Raw genomic sequence first — 16,963 nt, 5'->3', positions numbered from 1 at the left:
CAATGCCTGTGGCGCGTGAGGACGCTAAGGCTTATCACAAATGGAAACGAGGGCCTCACGATGACCACCGAATACCGCCGCATCCTGCTCGATGGCTATCCCATCCTGACCACCCGCCACGGCGACGAGCTTGTCACCAAGGACGGGCGCAGCATTGGCGTCGATGAAGCAGTACATCTGGCGCCCTGCAACCCGAGCAAGATCATCTGCGTCCATCTGAACTACATCAGCCGGGTCAAGGAGTTCATCACCAAGCTCCCCGCCGCGCCGACCTACTTCCAGAAGCCGCTGACCGCGCTCAACACCCACAAGGGCGCAGTCGTGCGCCCAGAACGCTGCAAGTACCTCAACTACGAAGGCGAAATCGCCATTGTCATCGGCAAGAGCTGCCGCAACATCTCGCCGGATGAGGCCGCCGACTACATCCTCGGCTACTCGGTCGCCAACGACTACGGCCTCCACGATTTCCGCGATACCGACGCCGGCTCGATGCTGCGGGTGAAGGGATCGGACACGCTCTGCCCGATCGGCCCCGGCCTCGTGACGGGCTGGGATTTCCGGAACAAGCAGATCCGCACCATCGTCAACGGCGAAGTCCGGCAGGACGGCAATACCAGCGAGATGGAGTGGGACATGCACTACCTCGTCGCGGATATTGCCCGCACGATCACGCTGGAGCCGGGCGACGTGCTGCTTTCGGGCACGCCTGCCAACAGCCGGCCGGTGCAGCCGGGTGATGTGGTGGAAGTGGAAGTCGAAGGGCTCGGCAAACTCACCAACACCATCGTCCATGGCCCCACCCCGATCCGCGACGATTGCGGCGCGCAGCCGACCGAGTCCGAGGAAGTGATCTCCACCGCGATGGGCGGTGACTGGGAATTCCGCGGCAAGCGCGCGGCGGGCGGCCAGGGCGCGGCGTTCTATGAGTCCGCGCTCGACAAGAAGTAGCCGCGCCTTGCCTGCACGGTCGCTGCTGATAGGCTAGGTCGCATGGCCGAACCCCAGATCGCCGCGCAGTTTCTGCGCCACGTGGCCAATTGTGTCGAGCTGACCGGCCATTCGGCGGCGGGACTGCTGGCGCGCATCGGCGTGACGCGTGAGGTGCTGGAAGATCCGGACGGGCTGATCCCGCTGGCAAGCTTCGTCTCGTTCTTCGAGGACGCGGCGGAACTGGTGCGGAACCCGCACTTCGGGCTGCATGCCGGGCGGCTTTCGGGATCGGACAGCCTCGGTCCGCTCAGCTTCCTGTTCCTCAGCGCGCCAGACCTGCGCACCGCGTTCACCAGCTTTACCCGCCACCTTGCAACCATGCAGCAAGCAAGCCGGAACCAGTTCGCTGATGAAGGCGGCTGGGCCACGTTCTCCTACGGCGTGCTCGATCAATCGCTCACGCGGCGGCGGCAGGATGCAGAATACTCGATAGGCGCGATGGTCAGCCTTGCGCGGCAATTCACCGGCGGCGAGATCGAGCTGCGCGAGGTTCGCTTCGAGCACGAACGGGTGGGAGACTACGCGCGCTACCGCGACTTCTTCGGCTGCGACGTGTTCTTCGAGCAGGACTGCAACGCGATTGCGATGGATGGGCGCTATCTCGATGCACGCGGCCGGGTGCTGAGCCCGAGCCTCCATCCGATCCTCGAGGAACATCTCCAACGGTTGGCCGGTCGCGGGACGGCGGCATCGCTGTCGGAACAGGTCCGCGCGATGATCGAGCAGGCACCGCTCGATGCACCGCCCGACCTTGCCGAAGCGGCCCGGCGGCTGGACCTTTCCGTGCCCACCTTGCACCGCCGCCTGACCGCTGAGGGCACAGGCTGGCGCAAGCTGGTGCATGAACACCGCATGGAAACCGCCGCACGCCTGCTGCGCAACAGCCGCCGCAATGTCAGCATGATCGCGCTCGACGTTGGCTTTGCCGAAAGCGCGAGCTTCACCCGCGCCTTCGCCCGCCATTTCGGCGTTCCACCGGGACGCTACCGAAAGGGAGAGGGCGCGGCGCAAAAATAGGGACAGTCCCTATTTCCAATCTGGTTATCCAGCCACGCGACGCATCAGTCCGCTCAGCCGGTCCATGGCTTCGTTCAGCAGATCATCGGGCATGGTCAGTGCCGGCAGGAAGCGCACGACGTTGCCGCGCATCCCGCAGGAGAGCAGCAGCAGCCCGTCCTTCGCGCCTTCCTGGACGATAGCCTTGGTCAGCTCAGGATTGGGCCGGTCCGGATCGCCATCGTGGACAAGCTCCATTGCGATCATCGCGCCGGGGCCGCGCACATCGCCGATCACGCGCATGCCGCCCTGCTGCAGCGCGCGAAGGGTGCCCTTGATCGTGTTGCCGATGGTGACCGCGCGTTCGCAAAGCCCATCCTCGGCGATGATCTTGAGCACTTCCAGCCCCGCCACGCAGCCGAGCGGCGAGCCGCCATAGGTGCCGCCGAGGCCGCCGGCATCGGGTGCGTCCATGATATCGGCGCGGCCCATCACGCCCGAAATCGGGAAGCCGCCCGCCATGGCCTTGGCGATGGTCATGATATCGGGCGTCACGCCGGTCGCCTCACGCACCCAGTCCATCGCGAAGAGGCGGCCTGTGCGCGCGAAGCCCGACTGGACCTCGTCGGCAATCAGGAGGATGCCGTGCTTGTCGCAGATATCGCGCAGGGCGCGGAAGAAAGCGTAGGAGGCGGTGTAGAACCCGCCCTCGCCCAGCACCGGCTCGAGCACGATGGCGGCGACTGCGGCGGGCTCGATCGTCGAGGCGAACAGCGCTTCGAGCGCGGCTACGGCCTGCTTTTCGTCAAAGCCGTGGTAGGGGATCGGGAAGCGGGTGTGGAACACATCACCGGGCAGCGGGCCGAACCCGGCCTTGTAGGGAAGCACCTTGCCGGTCATCGCCAGCGTGAGCAGCGTGCGGCCGTGATAGCCGCCCTGGAAGGTGATGATGCCGCGCCGTCCTGTTGCCATCCGCGCGATCTTCACAGCGTTTTCCAGCGCTTCCGCGCCGGTGGTCAGGAAAATCGTCTTGACCGGGCCTTCGATGGGCGCCGCCGCGTTGAGCTGCTCGGCCAGCGAAATGTAGCTCTCGTACGGCGTCACCTGAAACGAGCAGTGCGAGAACTGGTCAAGCTGGCGCTTCACCGCATCGACAATGCGCGGGTCGGAATGGCCGGTGTTGCACACCGCGATGCCGGTCGCGAAGTCGATATAGCGGTTGCCGTCTGCGTCAAACGCTTCGGCATTCACGCCGCGCTCGAAGAAGCGCGAGTGGATCGAGGAGACCCCGCGCGGCACGGCGGCTTCGCGGCGGGCCCAGAGGTCCTGATTGCTGGTCATCGGCCAATTCCCCCCATGAGGCAGTATTTGAGTTCGAGATATTCATCGAGGCCATGGCGCGAACCTTCGCGGCCAAGGCCGGACTGCTTGATGCCGCCGAACGGCGCAACTTCGGTCGAGATGATGCCGTCGTTCACGCCGACCATGCCGTATTCGAGCGCTTCCATCACGCGCCAGACGCGGCCCAGATCGCGCGCGAAGAAGTAGGCGGCGAGACCAAAGGGTGTGTCGTTCGCTCGGCGAACGGCGTCATCCTCATCGGCGAAGCGGATCAGCGGCACCACGGGGCCGAAGATTTCGGAGCTGGCAATCGCCATGTCGCCGCGCACGCCGGAGAGGAGCGTCGGCTCGAAAAAGCCGGGTCCGGCGTTCGAGCGGTTGCCGCCCATCAGCGCGGTGGCGCCGCTCGCCAGCGCGTCGGCGACAAGGCTTTCGACCTTGTCCACTGCGGCCGCATTGATCAGCGGGCCAATGGTCGTGCCGGGGGCCGCACCATCGCCGACAACCAGCGCGGCGACCTTCGCGCGCACCTTCTCGACAAAGGCATCGTAGACGCCGTCCTGCACCAGCACGCGGTTGGCGCAGACGCAAGTTTGCCCGGCGTTGCGGAACTTGGAGGCCATCAGGCCATCCGCGGCGGCATCGAGATCCGCATCATCGAACACGATGAACGGCGCATTGCCGCCGAGTTCGAGGCTGAGCCGGGTGACGTTTTCCGCCGCCTGCGCCATCAGGATCTTGCCGACGCGGGTCGAGCCGGTGAAGCTCAGTTTGCGCACTTTGGGATGCCGGCAGAACAAGGTGCCGACGCCCGCCGGATCGTTGGAGGGGGTAACGCGGAACAGGTCTGCGGGCACCCCTGCCTCGCGCGCCAGTGTTTCCAGCGCGAGGGCAGACAGCGGCGTCGCCTCGGCGGGCTTGACCACGATCGAGCAGCCCGCGGCGAGCGCCGGGCCAACCTTGCGGGTGATCATCGCGATGGGGAAGTTCCACGGCGTGATCGCGGCGCAAGTGCCAACCGGCTGCTTGATGGTGAGGACGCGCTTGCCCGCCGCGAAGGTTGGCACCGTTTCGCCATAGGCGCGCTTGGCTTCTTCGGCGAACCACTCGATGAACGAAGCGCCGTAGGCCACCTCGCCGCGCGCTTCGGCGAGCGGCTTGCCGCATTCGGCGGTGATGAGCGCGGCGAGTTCCTCCTGCCGTTCCATGATGAGGCCGTACCAGCGGCGCAGCACGGCTGCGCGGGCCTTGGCTGTTTCGGCTGCCCAGGCGGGGCGTGCGGCATCGGCGGCATCGATGATCGCGGCGATCTCGGCGGGTGCATAGTCGCGCACGGTGGCGATCAGCGCGCCGGTCGCCGGGTTATGGACAGCAAGGCCGGTGCCTTCGGGCACGGTTTCAAACACGCATGAGCTCCTCTTGAAACGGAATCAGGTTGGAAGCGCGGATAGCGCCTGATGCTTGCGAATGGGAACCAGCAACAGTGCATAGCTTACGATGAACAGCGCCACGCAAAGCAATTCTGCCGAGCGGTAGCCGCTGCCATCAAGCAGCTGCGCCGCGATCAGCGGCCCGCCGCCGAGGCCGATCATCTGCATCATGATCGCGAACGACATCATCCGCCCGCTTTCATCGAAATCGCAGACGCGGCCAAGGATGAACGGCAGCACGAAGTTCCACAGCACGTTGAAACCGCACACACCGACCACGAAGAGCATCAGCGTGGGCTTGCCGATCAGCAGCGTGATGCTCGCCGCACCAGCAAGGATGCCGAACGCGATGGCACCATTGCGGCTGATGCGCCCCGCGAGGAACACCGAAGCGAGCGCGCCGCCAACGGCGAGGATCTGCGAGAGGAACAGCGCGTCTGCGACAGACTGCTCGGCCAGCCCTGCGCCGATGCCGACGAGGAACAGGACCGCCCAGGCGATCCCTTGCGCGATGTTGTAAGCCAGCACCCCGGCCAGTGCGACGACCAGCATCGGCGTCGCCAGTTGGCGGGCTTCGGGATTGACCATTTCCTCGGGCGAATAGGCGTGCGGCAGGAACGGCAGAGTAGCGAGCGAAGCCAGCGAGAGCACCGCGAAACCGATGAACATGCCGTCAAGGCCATGGCTGCCCAGGAATTCCGGGAGATACCACAGCCCAAACGCGCCATAGGTGAGCAGCAACGTGAGATAGAGCGCGAGGTTGCGTTCGGCGCGAATGGTCACGCCGACAAAAGTGAAGCTGATCGAGGTGATCGTCCCCTCGCCGAGCCCTGTGACAAAGCGCGCAATCTCGAAGGGGCCGCCCTGCGGGGCACCGAGCGAGGCAAAGTTGCCGAGTGCTGCAACGACAAGTCCCGCCGCCACAACCCAGCGCCAGTTGATCCGCGTGCCCCACACCGCCATGAAAATCGTCGCCAGCGCGACCCCCAGCATCTCGACGCCCGCGAGGTTGACCGCAGTCGCCTCGTCCACATGAAGCTGCGTGACATAGCCTTGCACCACGCCCGGCTGGATGATGAACGAGAGCACGCCGATCGTGCCGAGGATCACCGCGCAGAGGATCGCCGGCCAGCCATTGACGTCAATGTCGCGCCGCGCGGGCGTTGCGTTCGCCATCTGCCGTTTGTCTCCCCGTCTATCCCCGGTGCCCTTGCATGGCAGGGGCGCGCCCGCTTGGCAGGATCGGACATTCCGGCCGCCGCGTCCATGCCCAAGCCCACGATTATTTGGATCATGATTTGATGATTTGGATCAATATCCCTAAGCTGCGAATCGCTTAGCCTCGCAGCACAAGAACACGCCTACGCGTGCCCCCGGGGAGACAGCATGGCACCAGCGACCGTACGCGCCGCCGCAATGAACGGCTGGGAGAGCTTTCTGGAAGACCGCGCCGCCGCGCCCGTGCTGGGCGATGGCCCGCTGGCGGATGAGCTGCAGCCAGAATCCATGCCGCTGGCGGAATTTGTCCGCTTCTCGGAAGCCGTTGTCGCCCGCACCCGCGATGTGGCGATCCCGTGGCTGGCCGGGGGCAACTACGATCTCGCCGCGCTCGGACCGCTGGGCGATGCGATCAACTCGGCAGGCCGCGTGGGTTCGGCCCTGCGGCGGCTGGTGGACTACTTTTCGCTGTTGCAGGACTGCACGGATATCCGCCTGGGGCTTGAGGACGACATGGCCTCGGTCAGCTACCGTATCCTCGATCCCGATATCTGGCCGCGCCACCATGATGCGATGTTCACGCTGGGGATCGTCAGCCAGATCCTGAAGCGCGGGCTCCATGGCCACTTGGGCGGGCACTGGGACAAGATCGAGTTCGCATTCGAGGCGGAAAGCCACGAGATGCGCGGCGATATCGGCAAGGTGGTCTGCGCGCCCTGCACCTTCGGCGCGGATACCAATCAGATCCGCTTTCCCGCCGCGCTGCTCGACCTCGCACTTCCGGCGCAGGCCAATCCGCCGGTGGCGGATGTGCGCCAGCTCACCCGCTCGATCGTCGCCAAGCGGCGCGAGACCCCGCTGGTCGACCGGCTGAGCCAGATGGTGCTGCGCGATCTCAATTCCTGCGCCATCGAGCAGGAACGCTTTGCCCGCGAGATGGGAATGTCGAGCCGCACCTTGCGCCGCAAGCTGACCGAGCAGGGGAGTTCGTTCCAGCAGGTGCTCGATGAATGCCGGATGCGGCAGGCCGTGTTCGAATTTCGCGTACGCCCCGATTTGTCGATCGCGCAGATCGCGCTAAGGCTGGGCTATGCCGAGCACAGCAATTTCACCCGCGCTTTCCACCGCTGGAGCGGGATTTCCCCGCAAGCGTTCCGGACGAACCTGGCCGGCACGGCGCACTGATTTTCAGGACAGACCATGACCCGACTGCTGCTGCTTGAAGGCAACACCGCGCCCAAGCGCGCCCGCGCCCATGAACTCGGCGTGCGCACCTCGAGCGAGATCTATATCGAGGCGATTGCCGCGCATTACCCCGATATTGCACTCGACGTGCTGAACGGCGCGGATGAAGGCGAGACGATCCCCGGTGGGCGCACGTGGTCCGACTATGCGGGCTTTGTCGTCACCGGCTCGGCACTCCATGCCTATGATGCAGAGTTTGCGGTGACCAACCAGATCGCGCTGCTGATCGAGGCGGCGGAGGCGGGCCTGCCCATCTTTGGTTCGTGCTGGGGCTTGCAGATCGCGGCGGTCGCGGCGGGCGGCGAAGTCGCCTTCAACCCCAAGGGCCGCGAAGTGGGTTTTGCGCGCAAGATCCTGCTGAACGAGGCTGGCCGCGCGCACCCGATGTTTAAGGGCAAGGCCCCTGTGTTCGACGCGCCCTGCATCCATTATGACGAAGTGATCCGCCTGCCCGAAACCGCGACGCTGCTCGCTTCCAATGCGCACAGCGAAATTCAAGCGGCGGTGATCCCGCTGGCCAACAGCGAAGTCTGGGCGGTGCAGTATCACCCCGAGTTCGATCTCGGGCAGCTCGTGCAGCTCTACACGCTCTACGCCGAAGACATGGTCGCGCAGGGGTTCTTTGCCGATATGGCTGAACTGGTGACCTACCGCGAGAAGCTGGCAACGCTAGCGGCCGATCCGGCAAATTCCGGTCTCGCATGGCAGCTTGGCGTTGACGAGGATGTGTTGGACAACCGCACCCGCCGCGCGGAAATCCTCGCCTGGATCGAGGCGAAGGTGCTTTAATCGACCAATCCGCTAGCATACAAACCTTCGTCATTCCCGCGAAGGCGGGAATCCAGAGCGGCAAGCGCGGCGTTTGGAGCTCTGGATTCCCGCCTTCGCGGGAATGACGAAGGTGTGTGGAGGTGCGCCGCGATCCCGGAGGCACACAACCCTTGACAAAATGAACCATATAGGTTATACGCCCCGCCCAGATCGGGAGCAGGCTTGGCCGGCCTCGCCCTCGCTCCTTTGGCCGTAACAGGCCAACGCGACCGGTGCGGGCTGCGGGTTCAAGGTGGGGCGGTTTCCCCAAAGTCCTTGGCCAGGCACTTACCGCGCCAGCACAGGATCATGGCTCCCGTCCCGCTTCTGCCGGACGCGAGCAAAGACCGGCACGCCTGCGAGCCGCTACCCCGGTCCCGGGCCATGATCGACACAAATGGCTGCGCCGGACCTCTTCCGCAGTCCGGCCACTCGCACCCGGCGGAATACGACGCCCCTCCCGCAGCACCTGTGCAGGTGCCGCACCGGTCGCGCGATCACTCCCCATTGCCCGAACAGCCCACCGCCGCGCCGCCAAATCCAACAGCCGCACTGCATTCAGGTTTCTCGCAGAGACGCAAAGGCGAGCAGAGGGCGCAGAGACGTCCTGCTGCGCCGCAGGCGCTCGTCCAGAATCGCCATGCCCAGAGCCGCTACGCGGCGGTGCCCCAATCACACCCTCTTCGCGCCCTCTGCGTGCCTCCGCGTCTCTGCGCGAAACGCCTTCTTCTTGAACCCGAAACGCTCCGGAACCAAACCCTACATATCAAACCAAACATGCACCTGGCTGGTCCCGGTCGCGTTCTCATAGTCCGAAAACTGCCGGCCCCTGGCCTTCCATTCGTGCCCGCCGCAGGCCGCCGCCATCATCAGGTAGTGACCGAAGCGCGCCTCAGGCGCGTGGCGGAGGTAGTCGGGCATCGTGTCAATCACTGCAGCGTGATTGCCCTCGGCAAACCAGCGCAACCGCTCAAGATCCGCCTCGCGCGCCACGGGCGAGGAAATGTGGATGGGATCGGAGGCTTCGTGCTGCGCGATCTGGTCGAAGGGCCAGAAGCGGTGGCTCATCGAGCCGCTGGCAATGAGCACCACGCGCTTGTCGGATTCGCGGATCGCCTGCCCGATCCCTGCGCCGACGCCGAGGAAATTGTGCGGCTCAGCCGAATAGGCGTGGCTCACCGAAATCCACTTTTCCTCGCCTTGCAGGAAGGTCGAGAGATTGACCGTGGGATAGTGCATCGGGAGGTAGGGGTCATCGTTCGCCGTGGTACGCACCCCGTGCTCGGTCGCGCGCTGCGCCATTGCGGCGGCGAGTTCGGGGCAGCCCGGAATATCGTAGGGAATCTGCTTCATGCCGCGCGGCAGTTCGTCCGATGTGAAGAGCCCCGTCCGGCGCGCGTGCGCGGCGATGCAGAACTCCACGATGGTGAACCAGTGCGTATCGAACAGCACGATTACATCGGGCTTCAGCACATCAAGCACTTCGCTCTTCAGCCGCCGCAATCCGGGCACGAGGCTGATTTCCTTGCCCTCGTTGAGCTCGTAGCGGTCCGCCTCGGACATCATGATGGTCGGCGCGTGTGCAACGAGCCCTGCTCCGATGATCTCACCCATGTTGCGGTTCCTTGTGCTGTGATGAGCGCTCAATAGGCCCGCTGCGCGCGGACAAGAAGGCCCCCAAGCCGGACACAGCGCACTCTGTCCGGTTATGCCAAGTCCCTCGGCCCAAGGTGGGACTAGCACGGCAATCGAACAGGAGAGGTTCCCATGCCATTTGCATTCTCGCGCCAGGCTGACGCGCACGTCGATCTGTCCTCGCTCGATGCCTTCAACGACGGCGCCCCTTTCGAAACCTTCGCGCGGATGCGCCGCGAAGTGCCGATGGCGTGGTCTGAAATGACGAGTGGCGAGACGGGCTTCTGGTCAGTAACGCGCCATGCCGATCTGCTCGAGCTCAACCGGCAGGCCGATCTCCTCTCCTCAGCGCGCGGGATCCGCATGGAAGACCAGACCATGGAGGAAGTCGAGGCGCGCAAGACCTTTCAGGAAACCGATGCGCCGCATCACCGGGGCTTTCGCGCGCTCGTTTCCAAGGCCTTTGCCAAAGGCACCGTTGCCCAGTTCGAGGACCAGATCCGCAAGATCGTGACCGAACTGCTCGATGTCGCGCTTGAGGAAGGCGAGTTCGACGCGGTCGACCGCATCGCGCGGCGCTTGCCCATGCAGATGCTGGCGCAGATCATGGGCGTGCCGCAGGAAGACGGCCCGTGGCTCGTCGAAAAGGGCGATGCGCTGATTTCCAATGCGGATCCGGACTATACCGATTTCGTCGTCGACCAGCTCGATAGCGATGCCTACCGCATGCTCCCGTTCCGCTCGCCGGCGGCGATGGACTTGTTCGACTATGCCAACAAACTGCTCGACCGCATGGATGCGGGCGAACAGATCGGCGTGCTCAATCTGGTGCGCGAGCCGACCAACAGCGGCGCGCAAATGTCGCGCGACGAGTTCCGGAATTTCTTCTGCCTGCTGGTGGCGGCGGGGAACGACACGACGCGCTACTCGATCTCCGCCACGATCCATGCACTGGCGAATGATCCGGCGCTGCTCGGCCAGTTGCAGCGCGGGGAATTTCACAGCTGGGAAGCGGCGGCGGACGAAATGATCCGCTATGCCTCGCCCACAACCCATTTCCGCCGCACCGCGACCCGCGATTTCACCTTCCATGACAAACAGGTGCACGAAGGCGACAAGGTGCTGCTGTGGTTCATTTCCGGCAACCGCGACGAGATGGCGATTGCCGATCCCTATCGCATCGACCTGAGCCGGGAGCGCAATCCGTTCCTCTCGTTCGGCCAGGGCGGCCCGCATATCTGCCTCGGCATGTGGCTTGCCAAGCTTGAAGTCGCTATCGTCATGCAGGAACTGGCCAAGCGCCTGACCGCCATCGAACAAGTGCGCGATCATGCCTTTTTGCGCAGCAATTTCATTCACGGCATAAAGCATCTGCCGGTACGCGTAAAAGCGCGCTGAAGGGGAGAGAGATGAACCGCATGTCCAAGATCGAACCGCAGCAGGTGCGCGCCGAGAGCTTCGAACCCAAAGCCTTCGAAAGATGCCGGATTCTCTTCGCCGACCAGCTCAATCTCGCGCGCGGCAAATATGTGCCGATGAGCGAGGCGGCCAAGGGCCATGCGCGCATGTGCGTCGGCACCTTTGCGGTGACCTATGACAAGGCGCTGGTCGCAGCACCGGGCGGCGGGCTGCTGACAGGTCTGCCCGATATGGAAGTGACCTTCGATCCCGCGGAAATGCGCCCCTCGTGGGAGGCAAATACGCAGATCGCGCTGGGCGCGCTGCGCTTCAAGGGCGAGCCGTTCGCGCTGTGCGGTCGTTCTGCGCTCGCCCGCGCGATCGAGGCGTGGCGGGCGCGCGGACTTGATCCGATGGTGGGCATCGAGATGGAAGCCTATGTCTTCCAGCGCGCGCCGGACGGCTCGTGGGTGCCCTATGACACGCCGGGCGGGTTCGTTTACGGCACCGGCCCGTTCGCCGATCCGGCTGGCCTGATCGAGGAAGTCTGGGCGACGGCGGCGGCCTGCGGCATCCCCATCGAATCCATCAATGCCGAATTCGATGCGCCGCAGTTCGAGCTTACCCTGCGCTATGCCGATGCGATGAAGGCGGCGGACGATGCCTTCCTCTTCCGCCAGATGGCGCGCGAGGTGCTTTACAAGCGCGGCTACCTGCTCTCGTTCCTACCCAAGCCCTTCGCCGAAAAGAGCGGCAGCGGGCTGCATTTCAACCTCAGTTTCACCCAGGCGGACGGCAGCAATGCCTTTGCGAACGATGTGGCGAGCGGCACGCTTTCGCCCACGATGCAGGGCGCGATCGCCGGAATGCTGCAGCACCACGAGGCTCTGTCCGCGATCATGGCGCCGCTCACCCAGAGCTATGCAAGACTCCAGCCTGCCAGCCTTTCCGGCTATTGGGCCAACTGGGGCATCGATCACCGCAGCGTGACCGTGCGCGTCTCGGCCGAGACCGGCCCTGCCGCGCGCATCGAGCACCGCATGGCAGACTGCGCCGCCAGCCCCTATTTCGCAATGGCCGCGATGCTGCAGGCAGGTCTGCTCGGTCTCGACAACGGCTACGAACTGCCGCCGGAGGAAGTGAACGACGGGCTGGAGACGATCAGCACCGATCGCCACACCCCGCACGATCTCGGTGCCGCGCTCGATGCGCTGGAGGCGGACACGGTGCTTTCCGGCGCGATCGGGCAGGATCTGGTCGACAACTTCATCGCCATCAAACGCGAGGAAGTGCGCATTCTCGAAGGCAAGTCGGCCGAGGAACAGCTCGCCTACTACCTCCACTACATCTGACGGGAAGCGCCATGCGCGAACGCATCGATATCGGCGGCTTTGCCGTCTCGCCCGACCATTTTATCGGCGGCAAGCGGGTCAGCTCGCCCGAAACGTTCGAGACGCGCTGTCCGTTCGAGTGGGACCGCAAGCTGGCCGATATGGCGCGCGGCGATGCGCAGACGGCGGTCCTTGCTGCAGAAGCAGCGAGCGCAGCATTTCCAGCCTGGGCAGCACTGACTGCGGCTGAACGGGGCGCATATCTGCACCGGCTGGCGGACCTGATCGAGGCCAATGTCGAAAAGCTGGCCACGGTCGAATGCCTCGACATGGGGATGCTGCTCGAAAGCCTGCGCCTGCGGGTGATCCTGCGCGGCGCGACGAATTTCCGCAACTATGCCGATCTGGCGACCGATCACGAAGAACGAGTCTGGTCCTCGCGCGGCACGCTCAACCGGGTGATCCGGATGCCTGCTGGCCCGGCGCTGATCATCACGCCGTGGAACGCGCCATTCATGCTTTCAACGTGGAAATGCGCGCCTGCGCTCGCCGCTGGTAATACGGTGATCCTCAAGCCCGCTGACTGGTCGCCGCTCTCGGCCTCGATCCTCGGTGACCTGATCGCGGAAGCGGGCTTTCCAGCGGGCGTGTTCAACATCGTGCAGGGCCTTGGCGCGGAGCTTGGCAATGCGCTGACGTCCGATCCGCGCATCAAGCGCATCAGTTTTACCGGCTCCGTGCCGACTGCGCGGGTGATCGGCAAGGCGGCGGCAGAGAACATCGTGCCCTTCACCGCTGAGCTTGGGGGCAAATCGCCGCTGCTCGTGTTCGCGGACGCCGATATCGATGCTGCGGCAAAGAAGGCGGCGGGCCAGTTCGATGACAGCGGGCAGGTCTGCATGGCCGGCACGCGCATCATCGTCGAGGACAGCGTGAAGGACGAATTCCTCGCGAAATTCCACGCCTACACCGACGCGCATGTGATGGGCGACAGCCGCGATCCCGCGACCACGATGTCTGCGCTGATCCATCCCGTCCACGCGGAGCGCGTCCTCGGCTTCATCGACCGCGCCCGGGCGGCGGGCGATACCATCGTGCGCGGCGGCAAACGCTGGAAGGAGGGCGCGAACTGGATCGAGCCGACGCTGATCGTGCCGAAGGACAACCAGAGCGAAGTCGTCCAGAGCGAAGTCTTCGGCCCCGTCCTGACCTTCCAGACGTTCAAGGACGAAGCCGAAGGTGTGATGCTAGCCAATTCGACCGCCTATGGCCTCTCCGGCATAGTCTACACCGGCAGCGAAGAGCGTGCCCAGCGCGTTGGCCGGGCCGTGCGCGGGGGCACGGTGTGGGTGAACACCTTCCTGGTGCGCGATCTTACCGCGCCATTCGGCGGCATCGGCATCTCTGGGATCGGGCGCGAGGGCGGCGATTATGCGCTCGATTTCCACTCGGACCTCAAGACGCTGCAGATCCTCGAAGGCAGCGTCGCCTAGGCCGGGTTGAAGCTGCGCACGATATCGATGAAGGAGCGGACCGCGATATGCTCCACCGCCGGCATCCGCTGCGCAAACGGCATCTGATACCCGGCGAAAACGGTAAGCCCCTCCATGGAGGCGGAGATGAACAGCGCAAGGTCAAGACGCGCCACTTCCGGCAGATCGGGGCGCATTTCCGCGATGATTTCGACCAGTGGCGCGCGGGCGCGGTCATAGAGTTCGTGGACGCGTTCGTAGACGAAGGCATCGTGGTTCGCGAGCGCCCAGAGCTCGGGAAACAGGCGCGTCGTCTTCTTGCTGCCGATATCCTCGATGATGAGACTGCACAGACGCGTGAGGCGTTCTTCCGGTGCAAGGCCGGGGGCATGGACAATCGCGCCGAACTCGACCTCGTAACTGCTGATCACCGCATTGAGCAATTCGCGCACGAGATCCTCGCGCGTCGGGTAGTGATAGGTGAGATTGCCGAGGCGCATGCCGCAAGCCGCCGCGATCCGGCGCATCGACATGGCGCGGTAACCCTCTTCGATCAGGATATGCAGCGAGGTGCGCAGGATGAGTTCGCGGGTCTCATACCCCTTGGCATATCCGCCGTCGCGATCGGGCATCATCAGGTCGGTCACCAGCTTCGGGATACCGTCCATATCAGTCTCCGGCATGGCGAAGTGCCATTTGAACATCCTAACCCAGGTTGAATTTATGTCCATCGTCCAATTTAGGACAGTTGACAATTTTATGCTGGTTGGGCCATTTTGCGGACGGGAAAGCGGGGTCCGCCCGTTTCGAAAGGGAAATAGAATGCGATTGATCGCACCCGTTTTCGCATCTGCGCTGTGCCTCTCCGCTGTTCTGGCCTCACCCGTCATGGCGGCCGAAAACCGTTTCCCGCAGCCACTGGCCGAAGAAACCCTCCCCAGCGTCGCAAAGCTGCCCGCCACATGGCCGCAAAGCTGGGTCACGATCCACGATTTCCACTTCAACGCGATCATCGATGGCCGCATCGCGGTGGTTGATACGGCCGATACGGTCCAGCCGCTCAAGGGCCTCGTCCGCGCGTCGCAGTTTGCCAACTTCCTCATCGCGAAGGATCGCGGCGAACTCTACACCGCCGAGACGTTCTACACCCGCCTGACACGCGGTGAGCGCACGGACGCGATCACCATCTGGGATGCCTCGACGCTGCAGCCCAAGGGCGAGATCGTGCTGCCCGGCGGCAAGCGCCAGCAATCGGTTACTTATCCGCACCTGTTCCAGCTGACCAACGGCGGCAAATGGGCACTCGTGGCCAACTTCACGCCGGCCCAGTCCGTCACCGTGGTCGATCTGGCCGCGCGCAAGGTGCTGGGCGAGATCGATCTGCCCGGCTGTTCGCAGATTTATCCCACCGGTGAGCGCGGTTTTACCAGCCTCTGCGCCGATGGCTCGCTTTTCAGCGTGGCGCTCGATGCCAATGGCGCGGCCGCTTCGTCGAAGTCGGTGCCCAAGGTGCAGGATATCGACAACCAGGCGCTGTTCGGCACCCCGGCCATGGTCGGCACGACAGCGTGGTTCGTCAGCTTTCATGGCATGATCCAGGGCTTCGATCTTTCGGGCACCGTCGCCAAGCCCCTCCCCGGCAGCTTCAGCGTCGGCACAGCCGATGGCGGATCGCCGGAATGGCGTCCCGGCGGCTGGCAGGTCATCAACGCCGATGCCGCGGGCAAGCTCTATGTGCTGATGAGCCCCTACGGCAAGGAAGGCAGCCACAAGGACGGCGGCAGCGAAGTGTGGGTGGTCGATCCAGCCAAGAAGGCCCGCACCATGCGCATTGCGCTGAAGGGCCAGTCTGTCGCCATTGCCGTGACGCGTGAGGCGACACCGCATCTCGTGGTCGCACAGGCCGGCGGTGCGATCGACATCTATGATGCGGCAACGGGCGCCTTCGTGCGCACGCTTGGGGCCACCGTCGCGGCCAATCCGATCGTGATCCAGGTGCCCTGATGGCCGCATTGGTCCTCTTCTGCGCGGGCCTGCTCGCGGCCTCGGCCTTGCACAAGGTTCTGGCCCGTGATCGGCTGGCTGAGGCGACCGCGCGGCTCGTTGGCGTCGGCGCGGTGCCGGGTCAGCTGCTGCTGGTGCTTGCCGGGACGCTGGAACTTGTGGCCGCCGCCTGCCTGCTGGCTGCGCCGCTGCGCCTTGCCGGCGCGGTCATCGCGGCGCTGGTCTGGGGCACATATGCCCTCGCCCTTGCCCGCCGCCGCGGCGAAACGCTCGATTGCGGGTGCGATCTTGCTGCGCGCCCCAAGCCCGTCAGCACGGCGCAAGTGCTGCGCGCGGGCGGTCTCGCGCTGCTGGCCGCAGGCGTTGCCCTGTTTCCGGACGCGCCGCTCACGCTCGATGCCCCGTTCGCGGCGGCCGGGCTCCTTGCACTCTACCTTGGCGCCAGCGAACTTCTCGCGATCCCGGCGCCGCAATGGAAAGCAGCCTGATGCTGACAAGTCAGATCCTCCTGTGGGCGGCGGTCATCGGCCAAGCCCTGCTGATCGCCGCGCTCGCGCGTCAGGTCGGCATCCTCCACGAACGCATCGCCCCGGCCGGCGCGCTTACGCTGCACCAGAAGGTTGCGCTGGGCGAAAAGGCCACACCGATGACGCTGGCAGACGTGAACGGCGCAGGCGTTGCCATCGGCGGGACGCGCGATGGTCGCAGTCAGCTTCTGTTCTTCGCCTCGCCCGATTGCCCGATGTGCAAATCGCTGCTCCCCGTGGTGAGGAGCGCCGCGCGCGCCGAGGCTGGCTGGCTCGATATCGTGTTGGCGGGCGACGGCAGCAAGTCCGGCTATCTCGCGATGGCGCGCGAACACGGGCTGGAGGCACTGCCGATGGTTCTGTCCGAAGCGCTGGGCCGCGCGTTTGGCGTTTCCAAGTTGCCCTATGCCGTGCTTCTCGACGAGGAAGGCCGCGTCGCCTCGCTCGGCCTCATCAATAGCCGCGAACATCTGGAAAGCCTGTTCGAGGCAAAGGAACGGGGCGTCGCCTCGATCCAGGAATTTCTCTCTCGCCGCCAGGCGCACAACCATCAGGAGGCCTGACCC

The 16,963-nt window shown here is 64.8% G+C and carries 15 protein-coding genes; 10 read left to right on the top strand and 5 right to left on the bottom strand.

From position 1 onward, the window contains the following. Positions 1–60 precede the first annotated feature (60 nt). Both Q0071_RS13915 and Q0071_RS13910 read left to right on the top strand, forming a co-directional pair. Positions 61–948, top strand: coding sequence for a fumarylacetoacetate hydrolase family protein (locus tag Q0071_RS13915; protein WP_298170485.1), 888 nt, complete (start codon positions 61–63; stop codon positions 946–948). 42 nt (positions 949–990) lie between these two features. Then, positions 991–2,007, top strand: coding sequence for an AraC family transcriptional regulator (locus Q0071_RS13910; protein ID WP_298170482.1), 1,017 nt, complete (start codon positions 991–993; stop codon positions 2,005–2,007). Positions 2,008–2,031: 24 nt separating this feature from the next. Here the strand turns inward: Q0071_RS13910 and gabT are convergent, their stop codons facing one another. Genes gabT through Q0071_RS13895 form a run of 3 tightly spaced genes read right to left on the bottom strand, consistent with a single transcriptional unit; the run spans position 2,032 to position 5,933 of the window. Further along, entirely contained in the window at positions 2,032–3,327 is a 1,296-nt protein-coding gene (gene gabT, locus Q0071_RS13905; protein ID WP_298170479.1) for a 4-aminobutyrate--2-oxoglutarate transaminase, read from the bottom strand. Then, positions 3,324–4,733 carry an NAD-dependent succinate-semialdehyde dehydrogenase gene (locus Q0071_RS13900; RefSeq protein ID WP_298170476.1) on the bottom strand — a complete coding sequence of 470 codons (1,410 nt, stop codon included), beginning with the start codon at positions 4,731–4,733 and terminating at the stop codon, positions 3,324–3,326. Before Q0071_RS13900 ends, gabT begins: the two co-directional genes overlap by 4 nt. Positions 4,734–4,757: 24 nt before the next feature. After that, positions 4,758–5,933, bottom strand: coding sequence for an MFS transporter (locus tag Q0071_RS13895; RefSeq protein ID WP_298170473.1), 1,176 nt, complete (start codon positions 5,931–5,933; stop codon positions 4,758–4,760). Positions 5,934–6,143: 210 nt separating this feature from the next. On the opposite strand from Q0071_RS13895, the gene Q0071_RS13890 reads away from it, so the two are divergent. Continuing rightward, positions 6,144–7,160, top strand: coding sequence for an AraC family transcriptional regulator (locus tag Q0071_RS13890; RefSeq protein ID WP_298170470.1), 1,017 nt, complete (start codon positions 6,144–6,146; stop codon positions 7,158–7,160). A 15-nt stretch (positions 7,161–7,175) separates the two neighbouring features. Beyond that, complete coding sequence (locus tag Q0071_RS13885) at positions 7,176–8,009, top strand: type 1 glutamine amidotransferase (RefSeq protein WP_298170467.1); 834 nt, start codon at positions 7,176–7,178, stop codon at positions 8,007–8,009. A gap of 780 nt (positions 8,010–8,789) precedes the next feature. Here the strand turns inward: Q0071_RS13885 and Q0071_RS13880 are convergent. After that, positions 8,790–9,644, bottom strand: a complete 855-nt coding sequence (locus Q0071_RS13880) for a 3,4-dihydroxyphenylacetate 2,3-dioxygenase (RefSeq protein WP_298170465.1) — start codon at positions 9,642–9,644, stop codon at positions 8,790–8,792. Between the two features lie 153 nt (positions 9,645–9,797). Here Q0071_RS13880 and Q0071_RS13875 point away from each other — a divergent pair, with 153 nt between their 5' ends. Genes Q0071_RS13875 through Q0071_RS13865 form a run of 3 tightly spaced genes read left to right on the top strand, consistent with a single transcriptional unit; the run spans position 9,798 to position 13,887 of the window. Next, positions 9,798–11,063 (top strand): cytochrome P450, encoded by a 1,266-nt coding sequence (locus Q0071_RS13875; RefSeq protein WP_298170462.1) that lies wholly within the window; start codon positions 9,798–9,800, stop codon positions 11,061–11,063. A gap of 11 nt (positions 11,064–11,074) precedes the next feature. Beyond that, a complete protein-coding gene (locus Q0071_RS13870; protein WP_298170459.1) occupies positions 11,075–12,415 on the top strand; it encodes a glutamine synthetase family protein in 1,341 nt (446 codons plus the stop codon). Between the two features lie 11 nt (positions 12,416–12,426). Further along, on the top strand, positions 12,427–13,887 hold the full coding sequence (locus tag Q0071_RS13865; protein ID WP_298170456.1) for an aldehyde dehydrogenase family protein: 1,461 nt from the start codon (positions 12,427–12,429) through the stop codon (positions 13,885–13,887). Here the strand turns inward: Q0071_RS13865 and Q0071_RS13860 are convergent. Continuing rightward, positions 13,884–14,549, bottom strand: coding sequence for a TetR/AcrR family transcriptional regulator (locus tag Q0071_RS13860; RefSeq protein ID WP_298170453.1), 666 nt, complete (start codon positions 14,547–14,549; stop codon positions 13,884–13,886). The genes Q0071_RS13865 and Q0071_RS13860 overlap by 4 nt on opposite strands. 139 nt (positions 14,550–14,688) lie before the next feature. Here Q0071_RS13860 and Q0071_RS13855 point away from each other — a divergent pair, with 139 nt between their 5' ends. The 3 genes from Q0071_RS13855 to Q0071_RS13845 are packed head-to-tail and all read left to right on the top strand — an operon-like array spanning position 14,689 to position 16,960. Beyond that, positions 14,689–15,870 carry an amine dehydrogenase large subunit gene (locus Q0071_RS13855; protein ID WP_298170450.1) on the top strand — a complete coding sequence of 394 codons (1,182 nt, stop codon included), beginning with the start codon at positions 14,689–14,691 and terminating at the stop codon, positions 15,868–15,870. Further along, positions 15,870–16,358 carry a MauE/DoxX family redox-associated membrane protein gene (locus Q0071_RS13850; RefSeq protein WP_298170447.1) on the top strand — a complete coding sequence of 163 codons (489 nt, stop codon included), beginning with the start codon at positions 15,870–15,872 and terminating at the stop codon, positions 16,356–16,358. Before Q0071_RS13855 ends, Q0071_RS13850 begins: the two co-directional genes overlap by 1 nt. After that, a complete protein-coding gene (locus tag Q0071_RS13845) occupies positions 16,358–16,960 on the top strand; it encodes a methylamine dehydrogenase (RefSeq protein ID WP_298170444.1) in 603 nt (200 codons plus the stop codon). The genes Q0071_RS13850 and Q0071_RS13845 overlap by 1 nt, the downstream gene beginning before the upstream one ends. Positions 16,961–16,963: the final 3 nt, after the last annotated feature.

Origin of the sequence: Novosphingobium sp., assembly GCF_027486195.1 — a bacterium.
Classification (GTDB): Bacteria; Pseudomonadota; Alphaproteobacteria; order Sphingomonadales; family Sphingomonadaceae; genus Novosphingobium.
The sequence above is the reverse complement of the archived record's forward strand: the minus strand, read 5'-3'. Positions and strand labels throughout refer to the sequence as shown.